The 13,003-nt window shown below is 56.5% G+C and carries 12 protein-coding genes and 1 pseudogene; all 13 read left to right on the forward strand.

The genetic code is table 11. The annotated features are described in order from the left end of the window. Positions 1-75: 75 nt before the first annotated feature. Positions 76-3,651, forward strand: coding sequence for a chromosome segregation protein SMC (gene smc / locus JMF85_RS14990; RefSeq protein WP_155614354.1), 3,576 nt, complete (start codon positions 76-78; stop codon positions 3,649-3,651). 152 nt (positions 3,652-3,803) lie between these two features. Further along, positions 3,804-4,802, forward strand: coding sequence for a signal recognition particle-docking protein FtsY (gene ftsY / locus JMF85_RS14995; protein WP_127604588.1), 999 nt, complete (start codon positions 3,804-3,806; stop codon positions 4,800-4,802). 325 nt (positions 4,803-5,127) lie between these two features. Beyond that, positions 5,128-5,478, forward strand: a complete 351-nt coding sequence (locus JMF85_RS15000; RefSeq protein ID WP_054798472.1) for a putative DNA-binding protein — start codon at positions 5,128-5,130, stop codon at positions 5,476-5,478. 38 nt (positions 5,479-5,516) lie between these two features. Then, a complete protein-coding gene (gene ffh / locus JMF85_RS15005) occupies positions 5,517-6,884 on the forward strand; it encodes a signal recognition particle protein (protein ID WP_054800296.1) in 1,368 nt (455 codons plus the stop codon). A 59-nt stretch (positions 6,885-6,943) separates the two neighbouring features. After that, the gene (gene rpsP / locus JMF85_RS15010) at positions 6,944-7,216 is read left to right on the forward strand and encodes a 30S ribosomal protein S16 (protein ID WP_054798473.1); all 273 of its coding nucleotides are present in this window, start codon (positions 6,944-6,946) and stop codon (positions 7,214-7,216) included. A 22-nt stretch (positions 7,217-7,238) separates the two neighbouring features. Then, positions 7,239-7,469, forward strand: a complete 231-nt coding sequence (locus JMF85_RS15015; RefSeq protein ID WP_054800297.1) for a KH domain-containing protein — start codon at positions 7,239-7,241, stop codon at positions 7,467-7,469. Positions 7,470-7,536: 67 nt separating this feature from the next. Continuing rightward, positions 7,537-8,061, forward strand: a complete 525-nt coding sequence (rimM, locus tag JMF85_RS15020) for a ribosome maturation factor RimM (protein WP_201318456.1) — start codon at positions 7,537-7,539, stop codon at positions 8,059-8,061. After that, entirely contained in the window at positions 8,058-8,810 is a 753-nt protein-coding gene (gene trmD / locus JMF85_RS15025; protein ID WP_054800298.1) for a tRNA (guanosine(37)-N1)-methyltransferase TrmD, read from the forward strand. The genes rimM and trmD overlap by 4 nt, the downstream gene beginning before the upstream one ends. A 202-nt stretch (positions 8,811-9,012) precedes the next feature. Continuing rightward, positions 9,013-9,354 carry a 50S ribosomal protein L19 gene (gene rplS / locus JMF85_RS15030; protein ID WP_054800300.1) on the forward strand — a complete coding sequence of 114 codons (342 nt, stop codon included), beginning with the start codon at positions 9,013-9,015 and terminating at the stop codon, positions 9,352-9,354. A 74-nt stretch (positions 9,355-9,428) separates the two neighbouring features. Next, positions 9,429-10,013, forward strand: a complete 585-nt coding sequence (gene lepB, locus JMF85_RS15035) for a signal peptidase I (RefSeq protein ID WP_230876013.1) — start codon at positions 9,429-9,431, stop codon at positions 10,011-10,013. Between the two features lie 42 nt (positions 10,014-10,055). Then, positions 10,056-10,931 carry a ribosome biogenesis GTPase YlqF gene (gene ylqF, locus JMF85_RS15040; RefSeq protein WP_127604582.1) on the forward strand — a complete coding sequence of 292 codons (876 nt, stop codon included), beginning with the start codon at positions 10,056-10,058 and terminating at the stop codon, positions 10,929-10,931. Positions 10,932-11,251: 320 nt separating this feature from the next. Beyond that, entirely contained in the window at positions 11,252-11,875 is a 624-nt protein-coding gene (locus tag JMF85_RS15045; RefSeq protein ID WP_305781545.1) for a ribonuclease HII, read from the forward strand. A gap of 397 nt (positions 11,876-12,272) precedes the next feature. Continuing rightward, a pseudogene (locus JMF85_RS15050) lies at positions 12,273-13,003 on the forward strand (hypothetical protein); the annotation flags it as partial.

A 13,003-nucleotide genomic window follows, 5' to 3' on the forward strand; every position in this document is an offset into this window, starting at 1 on the left:
TTGCGGCCCGACCGGGATCGGGGTATCTACGAAGCGCTGAGGATGTGTTACAATAGCCGTAAGAGGTGAGCCAATTTGTTTTTGAAGCGTATTGAGCTTTCGGGTTTCAAATCATTCGCCGACCGCACCGAACTGGAGTTCGTGCAAGGCATTACGGCGGTCGTCGGCCCGAACGGAAGCGGCAAGAGCAACATCTCCGACGGCATCCGCTGGGTGCTCGGGGAGCAAAGTGCGAGATCGCTGCGCGGGGGCAATATGCAGGATGTCATTTTTGCCGGAAGCGATGCGCGTAAAGCGGTCAATTACGGCGAGGTGTCGCTGACGCTGGATAATGCCAGTCAATCGCTGCCGCTTGATTTTAACGAAGTGACCGTGACCCGGCGGGTGCACCGGAGCGGGGAAAGCGAATATTTAATTAATAAACAGCCGTGCCGTTTGAAGGACATCACCGAGCTGTTCATGGATACCGGGATTGGAAAGGAAGCGTACTCGATTATCGGGCAGGGCCGGATCGAGGAAATTTTAAGTACGAAATCGGAGGACCGCCGGGGTATTTTCGAAGAAGCTTCGGGGATCGTCAAATATAAATCGCGGAAGAAGGAAACGGAGAAAAAGCTGCAGGAAACCGAGCAAAACCTGCTTCGGATTCATGATTTGGTGTCGGAGCTCGAGGATCAGCTGGATCCGCTTCGCACGCAATCCGAGAAGGCGATTCGCTTCAAGGAATTGAAGGAAGAGCTGAAGTCGAGCGAAATCGCCATGTACGTGTATCAGATCGAACAGATTTACGAGACGTGGGCGGATACGAACACGAAGCTGGAGACGTTGAAGCAGTCTCAGCTGGAGCTTGCCGGTTTCGTCAGCGCGCACGATGCGCAGCTTGAGACCGACCGCTGGGAGCTGCGGCGCTTGGAAGAAGTCGTCGAAGGGCTGCAGGCGAGCTTGCTGCAAATCAGTGAGGAGTTCGAGAAATGCGAAGGCCAGGGCGAAGTGCTGAAGGAGCGGAAGAAGAACTACGCTTCGAACCGAGCGCAGCTGGAAATTACGGCGAGGCAGCAGGAAGGCCGCTTGGCGGACAAGCAGGCTGAGCTTGGGGAGCTGCGCGGGAAGCTGCAGGCGGTCGCAGACAGGCTCGCCGAAACGCAAGGGATGCTGCGGGCCGAGGAGGACCGGCTGCTCGGCGTAGCCGGCGGCATCAGCAGCGCCGAAGAAGACCGCTTGAAGACCGAGCTGCTCGAGCTGTTGAACCAAACGGCGAATGCACGCAACGAAGCGCGTTATGCGGAGCAGCAGCTGGAGGCGCTGTCACGGCGCATGGGCCGGCTCGGCGACGAGCACCGCAAATGGCGGGAGCAGCAGGACGGCATTGCGGCGCGTAAAGCTGAGCTGGAGCTCCGGCTCGCGCAAGCGGTCGCCGGCATCGAGGAGGTACGTAACCGTTATTTGCAGGTGAACCAAGGTCTGCGCGCAAAGCAGACGCTTTCGGACGAAACGCAGGCGACGGTGCGCAAGTGGGAGCAAAAGCTGGATGCGCTTATTTCACGGCGGGACACGATGAACGAAATGGCCAGCGATTACGACGGCTTCATGCACGGGGTTAAGGAAGTGCTGAAGGCCAAAAGCCGCGGCGATCTTCGCGGGATACGCGGCGCTGTGGCCGAGCTTGTGAAAGTGCCTGCCCAGGTCGAAGTGGCGATGGAGACCGCACTCGGCGGGGCGCTGCAGCATGTCGTCGTCGAGAGCGAGGCGGAAGGCCGCGAAGCGATCGCCTTCCTGAAGCGCCGTCAGCTCGGACGCGCCACGTTCCTGCCGCTTGATGTCATCCGCGGGCGGTCCATTCCGGACAGCGAACAGCGCGCCATTCAAGGCATGGACGGCTTCGTCGGCATAGCGGTCGATCTCGTGCAGTTTGAGGAGACGTACCGGCATATCGTCGGCAGCTTGCTCGGCAATGTGATCGTCGCCCAGACGCTTGAGGTGGCGAACCGCATTGCGGCGCGCGTTCAATACCGTTACCGCGTCGTCACGCTGGAGGGGGACGTCGTCAACCCCGGCGGTTCGATGACCGGGGGAAGCCAGCAGAAGAAAACGACCAGCTTGCTCAGCCGTCAGCGGCAAATCGAGGAGATGGATAAAGAAATCGCCGTCTCCCAGTCGCAGCTGCGCGAGCTGCGTGCGAAATCGGAAGCGATGCGGCAGGAAGTCGCCGATGCGAACAAAGAGCTGGACGAGCTTCGCGCTCTGGGGGAAACCCGGCGCATCGAGGAGCAGCAAATTCGCGCATCGCTTGCGCCGCTTGACAGCGAAGCGAAGCAGGCGGCCGAGCAGCTGGAGCTGTACGGGGCCGACGATGAGTCGCTCTCGGCGGAACGCACGGAGCTGGAGCGCAAACGCGCTGCCGCCCTGGAAGCATTGGAGCGTCTTGCGAAGGAGGAGGCCGATCTGCAGCAAGCGATCCGGGATGCGGAAGTTCGCCGGAAGGCAAGCGAGTTCGCCAAGGAAGAGCTGCAGTCGCAGCTGACCGATCTGAAAGTGAAGGTCGCCTCCCAAATGCAGGAGAAGCAATCGCTCCAAGAGCAGGAACGCCGGATGTCGGCGGAGCTGGAGTCGATCCGGACCGAGCTGGAAGCATGCCGTTCTGCGCTCCGGCAGCTGGAAGCGGACATGGACAATCATGATCAGGCGACGATTCGGCAGATTGAGCAGCTGAACGAATTAAAGCTGAAGAAGCAAGAGGTCGCCGAACAGCTGGACATGAAACGGGCCGAACGGGCAAGCGGCGTGGCCAAGCTGGAAGCGGAGGAGAACAAGACGAAGGAGCAGCGCAACGAGCTGCGTGCGGTCGAGGAGCAGCTGAGGCAAACCGAGGTTCGGGTGAACCGGTTGGATGTCGAGCTCGAGAACTTGTTGAAGAAGCTGTCCGAGGACTACGAATTGAGCTACGAGCTGGCGAAGGAGCGGTTTCCGGTGCCGGAGGACGTGCTCGGTACGCAAAACAAGGTGCGCGACCTGAAACGCGAAATTTCGATTTTAGGCGATGTCAACTTGGGGGCGATCGAGGAGTATCAGCGCGTCAATGAACGGTTCCAGTTTTTGTCGGAGCAGAAGAACGACTTGGTTGAGGCCAAGACGGCGCTGTATGCGGTCATCCGCGAGATGGACGAAGAAATGGCGAAGCGATTCCGCACAACGTTCGACGCGATCCGCTCTCACTTCGTCGTTGTGTTCGCGAAGCTGTTCGGCGGCGGCCGCGCGGATCTGATCTTGTCCGAGCCGGATAACCTGCTCGATACGGGCATCGAAATCGTCGCTCAGCCTCCCGGCAAAAAGCTGCAAAACCTGCAGCTGCTGTCCGGCGGCGAGCGTGCGCTGACTGCGATCGCGCTGCTGTTCTCGATCATCCGCGTCAAGCCTGTGCCGTTCTGCGTGCTCGATGAGGTGGAGGCGGCGCTGGACGAAGCGAACGTCACTCGTTTCGCCGAATATTTGCGCGAGTTTTCGCAGCAAACGCAGTTTATCGTGGTGACGCACCGCAAAGGCACGATGGAGGAAGCCGATGTGTTGTACGGCGTGACGATGGAGGAAGGCGGCGTGTCCAAGCTCGTGTCCGTCCGGCTGGAGGAAGACGAAGCGATTATGGAGGCCGGCTGATCCGGGCTAGCAGGCTCGCCCTTCCCGGGTGCGGCTGCCGGCCTGGTAGCTTCCTTCGGCACGTTTGGCGGAAATAGCGGAACTGTGGTATCTTAATTTACGCCGATAACCGAAGAAGATTCGCTTATTTTACATAAAAGGTGGATGGTTTCGTGAGTTTTTTTAAACGATTGAAGGAAAGCATTTCGTCCAAAGCCGAGGCGGTGACGAGCAAGTTTAAAGAAGGGCTTGCCAAGACGCGGGATGTGTTCGTCGAACGGGTCGAGGATTTGTTCACGCGCCGGAAAAAAATCGACGAGGAGTTTTACGAGGAGCTTGAAGAGATTCTGATCGGGGCGGACGTTGGCGTAAATACGGTGCTGAAGCTGATCGAGGAGCTGCGCGCCGAGGTGCGTAAACGCAAAATTGAGAGCCCGAGCGAGCTGCAGCCGATTTTGTCGGAGAAGATCATCGCCCTGCTGAAGGGGGAAGAGCACGCCGCATTGAACATGGCTGCCAGCGGGCTGACGGTCATTCTGTTTGTCGGCGTCAACGGTGTCGGCAAGACGACGACGATCGGCAAGATGGCGCATATGCTCAAGTCGGAAGGCAAGAACGTGCTGCTTGCCGCGGGCGACACGTTCCGTGCCGGTGCGATCGAGCAGCTTGAAGAATGGGGGAGGCGCGTCGGCGTCGACGTCATCAAGCAGCAGGCCGGGTCCGATCCGGCGGCGGTCATGTTCGATGCGCTGCAAGCGGCCAAGTCGCGAGGCGTCGACGTGCTGCTGTGCGATACTGCGGGACGGCTTCAGAACAAAGTGAATCTGATGGAAGAGCTGAATAAAATATTCCGCATCATCCGCCGGGAGGTGCCGGATGCGCCGCACGAAGTGCTGCTTGTGCTCGACGCGACGACCGGTCAGAACGCGCTGATGCAAGCGAAGCTGTTCGACGAGAAGTCCGGGCTAACCGGTCTCGTCCTGACGAAGCTGGACGGGACGGCCAAGGGCGGTATCGTCGTGGCGATTCGTCAAGAGCTGAAGCTGCCGGTGAAATTCGTCGGCCTCGGCGAGAAGATGGACGATCTGCAGCCGTTCGACTCCGATCAGTTCGTACACGCGTTGTTTAACAAATGGGTGGAAGCGGAGAAGGAAGAGACGTCCCAAAGTTAGCAGTGAACAGGCGGAAGCCTGCTGCCGAGACCAAACCGTGGATGGGCCGGGGCCTGTCCGTGTGTATATCTTGGGCGCTGGCGGAGAGCAATCCGAAAGCAGAGAACAGTCTGGTTGCAATTGGAGAGCAGTCGGCGCGAGCCCGGCATCAGCCTGAGGAGCCATCCAACAGTTGACTGAGTGTCCTGCAGGGGCAAGGCGTGCGGCGCGCATCTTCCGCTTATAGCCTGACAAGGAGAAAAGCTTGACATCTGTTGATCGTTTCAGTATGATAAGTGATGTTGTCTGCTGTAAAGTGTTTTACCTTAACGGAGGTGAGGCGCGGATGTCGGAAGAGAGCGTCCTCCAGAAAACCAATCGGATCAACCTGCTGTTCGATTTTTATGAACGTCTGCTGACCGAGAAGCAGCAAGTGTTTATGAAGCATTATTTTCACGACGATTATTCGCTCGGGGAAATCGCAACGGAGTTCAATATTAGCCGCCAAGCGGTCTACGAACATATAAAGCGTGCCGAATCCGTGCTTGAAGAGTACGAATCGAAGCTGAATCTGCTCGTCAAGCATGAGGAGCGCGGACGGCTATTGGAGCGAATGACCGCTCTAGCGGACGCGCTGCCCGACGATGAGAAGCGTCAGCTGCTTGAGCTGGCGGATCGGCTGCAAACACTCGACTAAACGCGGGGGATATTCCTCCTTAAAGGTGGTGACGACGGATGGCATTCGAAGGATTATCCAACCGGCTGCAAAGCGTCTTCAGCAAGCTGAGAGGCAAAGGAAAGCTGACCGAAGACGATGTCAACGAAGCGCTTCGCGAGGTTCGTCTCGCGCTGCTGGAAGCCGACGTCAACTTTAAAGTCGTGAAAGATTTCGTCGCCAAAGTGAGAGAACGGGCGATCGGCCAAGAAGTGCTGCAAAGCTTTACGCCGGGCATGGTCGTCGTCGATATCGTGAACAAAGAGCTGACCGCGCTGATGGGCGGGACGCAAAGCAAGCTGGCTCGCGCCAACAAGCCGCCGACCGTGATCATGATGGCCGGTTTGCAAGGTGCGGGTAAGACGACGACGACGGGGAAGCTGGCGAAGATGCTTCAGCAGCAAAACCACCGTCCACTGCTTGCGGCGGCGGACATTTACCGGCCGGCTGCGATTAAGCAGCTCCAGGTGCTCGGCGAGCAGCTGAAAATTCCGGTATTCGCGCTGGGCGACAAGGTGAGCCCGGTAGACATCGCGAGGCAAGCGCTGCAGCATGCGAAAGACAATCATAACGATTATTTGATCATCGATACCGCGGGCCGCTTACATATCGACGAGAACTTGATGGACGAGCTGAAGCAAATCGCCCAAGCGGTTAGTCCGGACGAGATTCTTCTGGTCGTGGACGCGATGACCGGACAAGATGCGGTTAACGTTGCCGAAAGCTTCCACAAACAGCTGGAGCTGACCGGTGTCGTGTTGACGAAGCTCGACGGCGATACGCGCGGCGGAGCTGCGTTGTCCGTTAAAGCGGTCACCGGCTGCCCGATCAAATTCGCGGCGATGGGCGAGAAGATGGATGCGCTCGAACCGTTCCATCCGGAGCGGATGGCTTCGCGGATTCTCGGCATGGGCGACATGCTGACGCTGATTGAGAAGGCCCAGGCCGGCATCGACGCGGATAAAGCCAAGGAAATGGAACGCAAGCTGCGGCAGGCGGAATTCACCTTCGACGATTTCCTCGATCAGATGGAACAAGTCAAGAAGCTCGGCCCGCTTGATCAGATCCTGGATATGCTGCCGGGGGCAGGGAAGCTCAAGGGCATGAAGGACGTCAAGGTGGACGACAAGCAAATGGCGCGAATTGCGGCGATTGTGAAGTCGATGACGAAGGAAGAGCGGCAAAATCCGGATTTGCTGAGTCCAAGCCGACGCAAGAGACTGGCTGCAGGCAGCGGCAATTCCGTGCAGGACGTGAACCGGTTCATCAAGCAGTTCGACGATATGCGCAAGATGATGAAGCAGTTCTCCAGTATGATGGGGCCGAAAGGCGCCAAACAGATGAAAAACCTCAAGAAGTTAGGCCGCGGGATGAAGTTCCCGTTCTAAATAGCCGAAAGGCGCGCGGCTTTTACGCCGTTTATCTTATCAGGGAGGTGAATTTTAACATGGCAACTCGCATTCGTCTTAAACGTATGGGCGCTCACAAAGCTCCTTTCTACCGTGTGGTGGTATCGGATTCCCGTTCCCCGCGTGACGGTCGCTTCATCGAAGAAATCGGTACTTACAATCCGGTGGCTCAACCCGCTGTTGTAAATATTGACGAGGAAAAAGCACTGAAATGGCTTCAAAACGGTGCTCAAGCTTCCGATACGGTCCGCAGCCTGTTCAGCAAAGCAGGTATCATGACCAAGTTTCACGAATCCAAACTGCAGAAGTAATCTGTAAGATTCGGAGGGTACGATGAAAGATCTGATTCTCGTAATAGCGAAGAGGCTTGTCGATCATCCGGATGACGTACGTGTGAATACGGTCGAAGACGAACGCAATATTACGTTCGAGCTTTCCGTTCACCCCGACGATGTCGGGAAAGTGATCGGAAAGCAAGGACGCATTGCCAAGGCGCTTCGCACCGTGGTCACTTCTGCTGCAGTGAAGGAATCGAAACGTGTTTCGGTTGAAATCGTATCATAATGGAAATGATGAGGGTTAGGAGCTGCTTCCTAACCCTTTTCTTGTTTAAGGAGGCCCTGAGATTACGATGAGCGAAAAGCTGTATACGGTCGGTAAAATCGTCAATACGCACGGCATTCGCGGCGAATTGAAAATCGTGCCGCAAACCGATTTTGCGGACGAACGCTTCGCCCCTGGCAGCAAGCTGGTGTTCGTCGATCCGAATTCATCGGCGACCTTGCCTGTCACAGTCGAGTCGGCCCGGGAGCATAAAACGATGTTCATTATCCGCTTCCGGGGATTCGGGAATATCAACGAGGTGGAGAAGTACAAAGGCTGGCTGCTGAAGGTCGAGGAAAAATACTTGTCGGAGCTTCCGGACGGCGAGTTTTATTATCATGAGATCGTCGGCTGTACGGTGGTAACGGAAGAGGGCGAAACGCTCGGGGAAATTACCGAGATTTTATCCCCCGGCGCCAACGACGTGTGGGTCGTGAAACGTCCGAAGGGCAAACCGCTTCTGCTTCCTTACATCGACGACGTCATTTTGGATGTGGATGTCGAAGGGAAGAAAGTGACAGCCCGATTAATGGAAGGCTTGCTCGACCTATGAGGATCGACGTGCTGACGCTGTTTCCGGAGATGTTCGAAGGCGTGTTTACCTCCAGCATTCTCGGCAAGGCGAGAGAGAAAGGGCTTGTAGAGCTCCATACCGTCAACTTTCGGGATTACGCGAACAACAAGCATAACACGGTTGACGATTACCCGTACGGCGGTGGAGGCGGCATGGTGCTGAAGCCCGATCCGATCTTCGCCGCGGTGGAAGACATAACGCCGAAAGACGAAACGAAGCCGAGAGTCATCCTCATGTGCCCGCAGGGCGAGCCTTTTACGCAAAAGAAAGCGGAGGAGCTGTCAGCGGACAAGCATCTGATCTTCATCTGCGGCCACTACGAAGGCTACGACGAACGGATTCGCGAGCATCTGGTAACCGACGAGCTGTCGATCGGCGATTACGTCCTGACTGGCGGCGAGCTGCCGGCTATGGTTGTGATCGATAGTGTCGTGCGGCTGCTGCCCGGCGTCCTGGGTAATGAAATGTCAGCGGTGACGGACTCGTTCAGCACCGGTTTGCTGGAGTATCCGCACTACACCAGGCCTGCCACATTCCGCAATTGGAGCGTGCCGGATGTGCTCATTTCCGGGCATCATGGACATATTGACGAGTGGCGCCGCAAGCAATCGTTGTACCGGACTTGGAAGAAGCGGCCCGATCTGCTGGCAGCTGCCGACCTTACCCCGAAGGATCGCAAGTGGCTGGCGGAATTCGAAGCGGAACGTGATCGGACGGAAGCCGATTGAGGGACTCGTCCGACCGAAATTACATAGGCAAAAAAGCAGGAGAAATCCGGAAGTTCATATTGAATAATGCACGAGTTTATGTTATGATATTTGACGTTGTGGCATTTTGCCACGAGTACGGTGGTCCTCTGCGCGTGACGAATGAAAAGACAGGCATCTTAAGAAGCGGCAAGAACACCTGTGTGGAAGGAGGGAGTCATCCATGAATTTGATTCAAGAGATTACGAAGGAACAGCTTCGCAGCGACATTCCGAACTTTCGTCCTGGCGACACGTTGAAAGTGTATGTTAAGGTTATCGAGGGTTCGCGCGAGCGGATTCAGCTGTTCGAAGGCGTTGTAATTAAACGTCGCGGCGGCGGAATCAGCGAAACGTTCACGGTAAGAAAAATTTCTTACGGTGTCGGCGTTGAAAGAACGTTCCCGATTCATACTCCGAAGATCGACAAGATTGAAGTGGCTCGCCGTGGTAAAGTCCGTCGCGCGAAGCTCTACTATCTGCGCGGCCTTCGCGGTAAAGCAGCAAGAATTCAAGAAATTCGATAAGAAGAACACCGGGGGCTTGTTCAGACAAGCCCCTGTTCTATTTTTTCAGCACGATGCAAAGGGGTAGAACGCCGATGGAGCAGGGACAGGAACAATCCGTGAAAAAAGCGAATTCGGTCAAGAACGAAGCTTGGGAATGGACGAAGGCGCTGCTGCTGGCGGCAGCTCTTGTGATTATCATACGCTGGCTTATTTGCTCCCCGTTCGTCGTAGAAGGCCCGTCTATGGAGCCGAATTTCTACACGGGCGAAAAAATGATCGTGAACAAAATTTTGTATAAGTTCCGTGAGCCGAAACGCGGCGAAGTGCTCGTATTCCTCGCTCCCGACGGCAGAGACTACATAAAACGCGTCATCGCCTTACCGGGCGATAAAGTCCGGGTAGAGGGCGACAAAGTGTACGTCAACGACACGCAGGTCGAAGAAGCTTATTTGAAGGAAGCGTTGGATGAAGCTGCGAAGAAGGGCGTACCTTATAACCGACTGAACAATTTTGCGGAACAAACTGTGCCCGAAAACAGCTTGTTCGCGATGGGCGACAATCGTTCGAACAGCCTGGACAGCCGGGACAGCCGCGTAGGCTTTGTGCCGTATGATCATATCATTGGACGGGCGGATGTCATTTACTGGCCGCTCGATAAAATCAGCCTGATCCATTAACCGGGTCAGGCTTTATGTATACTTAGGCGAGGTGACGATAACATGACGATTCAATGGTTCCCGGGACATATGACGCGGGCGCGGCGTCAAATTCAAGACAAGCTGAAACTGATCGATCTGGCGATCGAGCTGCTCGATGCGCGCATTCCCCTGTCCAGCCGGAATCCGATGATCGATGAGATTTTACAGAGCAAGCCGCGGCTCGTGCTGTTAAATAAAAGTGATTTGGCCGATCCCGAGGCTACGCGCAGGTGGGTTGAATTTTTTGCCGATCAGGGCCTTCCCGCGCTGCCGATCGACGCCGTAGGGGGCAACCCGTCCCGTGAGATCTTGCTGCGCAGCAAGCAGCTGCTGTCTGCGAAGATCGAGGCGCAGATTCGCAAAGGCATGAATCCGCGCGCGATTCGCGCGCTGATCGTCGGCATACCGAACGTAGGCAAGTCGACGCTGATCAACAAGATGGCCGGCCGCAAGGTGGCGGCGACGGGGGATAAGCCGGGCGTAACGAAAGGGCAGCAGTGGATCAAGGTCGGTACGGAGATGGAGCTGCTCGATACGCCGGGCATTCTATGGCCGAAGTTTGAAGATCAGACAGTCGGGTTCCGACTCGCCGCTACCGGCGCGATCAAAGAAGAAATTTTGCAGCCGGAAGAAATCGCCTTGTTCGCGATGCGATATTTGGTCGCGCGCTACCCGGCAGCGGTGGGGGAGCGGTTCGGCGTCAACGAGGTGCCTGCCGACCCGTCCGATACGGATGCGGTTGTAGCTTTGATGGAAGCGATCGGCCGGAAACGCGGAGCGCTTGTCAGCGGCGGACGCGTCGACCTGGAGAAGGCATCTCTGGCCATCCTGCGCGAGCTTCGGGCAGGCAAGCTGGGGCGGATTACTTTGGAAATGCCGGATGAAGTTCAGGCTTAACTGAAGGAGCAGCAGCCGCAGTAGCATAGAGGGATGACGTTACGGGTAAAGCAAACGGAGAGCCTTCGCCGAGAACGGCGATTTTCTTGCGTATAACTGCATGCGCAGCAGACCGAGTCCTTGCGCGACGGCGCAATCATAGAAGAGTGAACCCGGCGTTCGAGTCAACGCCGGGCTTTTTCCATATGCTGCGAAAGGCTGCGCGCTCCTATACGAGCAAGACGTTTGCCTGCAGAAGCGTACGTACAGTTCCGGTTTCAGGGATGGTCAGAAGCCGGTGTTCGCGTTATAATGGTACATCATGACAAGTTAGGGAGAGAGTGCGGTTGGATGTCATGCTGGACTATGAACGCAAGTTATGGGAACAAGGGAAAAGGCATATCGCGGGCGTCGATGAGGTCGGCCGGGGATGCTTGTTCGGGGATGTGGTGGCGGCGGCCGTTATTTTGCCGCAAGGGCTTGTCCTGGAGGGTGTGAACGATTCCAAGAAGCTGAGCGAGAAGAAGCGGGATGCGCTGTTTGACGTAATCCGGCAGCAAGCGCTGGCGATCGGCATCGGCGTCGTCGACGTGGCGACGATCGAGCGAATCAACATCAAGCAGGCGGCGCGGCTGGCTATGAAGAAAGCGGTGGAGCAGCTGCAGCCGGAGCCGGACATGCTGTTGGTCGACGCGGAGAATGTGGACGTCGCTTGCGAACAGCTTGCCGTCATCCATGGGGATGCGTTGAGTCAATCTATTGCGGCGGCGTCGATCATCGCCAAAGTGACAAGAGACCGGATGTGTAAAACCTGGGACCTGGAGTTTCCCGAATACGGTATCGCCATACATAAAGGGTACGCAACCAAGCTGCATCGCGAACGCATTGCCGCTTACGGCGCTTCGCCGCTGCACCGACGAACGTTTTTGAGAAATATCGAATTTGAGCAGCAGGTGTTGTTTTAGTGAAATGTCAGGCAGCTGCTGCCGATATATAGAAGTACCGGAACCGTAAGCCGGCAGGGGCGCGAAGGAAGTGAAGCGTCCCAGGCCGGCTTGTCGTTTAGCTGGCAGAACGTTATGGAGAAGTCGTTAGGACAGGCATTAACAAATAGCAGACATATGCAGCGGCTGCGCGCGCCCGGAACGATTGCACGCAGGCGGATGGGGCGTTCCATGAGCAGCAAGGCGCTTCCGTTTATCGGTTAGGATCATGGCCGAGCTATGATAGGTGAATCGGGATATAGGTTGCGTAATGGGAAATTCCGTTATTTTTTAAAATCCGTTCATTCCGCAGAAATTCAAATACGAGAGTATCGTTATGGTTGGCATGGCAGGTCAGGGAGACGAAGGAGGGGCAGCGGTGAATATTAGCGGGTTGTTACGCGGCTTGATCGGCGACGCTCAGGTTCAAGAGCCGAAGTCCTTGGAACTGAAGGCCGGGCAAGTCGTGAAAGGGATGGTTCTGCAGACGTTCTCGGACCAGGACGCCTTGATCAATATTAGCGGGGTTCAGGTACGCGCGCAATTGGAAGCGCCGTTAAAGCAAGGGGAAGTGACCATGCTGCAGGTGCAGCCGGAGTCGAAGGGCGGTCAAATTGTGTTGAAGCCGCTGCAGACCTCGCAGGTTCAAATAGCCGACGGTTCGCTGGGGGAAGTATTGAAATCGATGGGGATGAGCGACACGCCCGAAAACCGGCAGCTTCTTCAATTGCTGCATCAGTCCGGCGTTGCATTGTCGAAAGAAACGGTCCAGGCTTTTGCGGCGCTGCAGGCCCGGATGTCTTCCGACATTCCGCAGGAAAACTGGTTGCCGACAGCTGTGATCGCTTATCAAAAAGGTCTTCCGCTGACTCCGGACACCGTAGCTTCTCTAAAACAAGCTGTTCAAGGCCCGCCGCTGCATGAAATGCTGGATCAATTAACGCGCACGGTTGAGAAGGAAGATCAGGGCGGGAAGGCATTGTCTCCGCAGACGCGCGCCTTAGTTGAAGCGGTACGCGTACTGTTGCAGCAGGTCAAAGAGGCCGGCGGCCAGTTGACTGGCGCAAGCGCGCCCGCAGGCGGCCCGGCGCAGCCCGGCGGAGCAAGCGC

It is taken from the genome of Paenibacillus sp. EPM92, assembly GCF_016586185.1.
Lineage (GTDB): Bacteria > Bacillota > Bacilli > Paenibacillales > NBRC-103111 > Paenibacillus_G > Paenibacillus_G validus.

Coding starts and splice junctions, on each gene's coding strand:
- JMF85_RS15000 (WP_054798472.1), top strand. CDS start 5,128: ATGTCGGAAGAGAGCGTCCTCCAGAAAACCAATCGGATCAACCTGCTG.
- ffh (WP_054800296.1), top strand. CDS start 5,517: ATGGCATTCGAAGGATTATCCAACCGGCTGCAAAGCGTCTTCAGCAAG.
- rpsP (WP_054798473.1), top strand. CDS start 6,944: ATGGCAACTCGCATTCGTCTTAAACGTATGGGCGCTCACAAAGCTCCT.
- JMF85_RS15015 (WP_054800297.1), top strand. CDS start 7,239: ATGAAAGATCTGATTCTCGTAATAGCGAAGAGGCTTGTCGATCATCCG.
- rimM (WP_201318456.1), top strand. CDS start 7,537: ATGAGCGAAAAGCTGTATACGGTCGGTAAAATCGTCAATACGCACGGC.
- trmD (WP_054800298.1), top strand. CDS start 8,058: ATGAGGATCGACGTGCTGACGCTGTTTCCGGAGATGTTCGAAGGCGTG.
- rplS (WP_054800300.1), top strand. CDS start 9,013: ATGAATTTGATTCAAGAGATTACGAAGGAACAGCTTCGCAGCGACATT.
- lepB (WP_230876013.1), top strand. CDS start 9,429: ATGGAGCAGGGACAGGAACAATCCGTGAAAAAAGCGAATTCGGTCAAG.
- ylqF (WP_127604582.1), top strand. CDS start 10,056: ATGACGATTCAATGGTTCCCGGGACATATGACGCGGGCGCGGCGTCAA.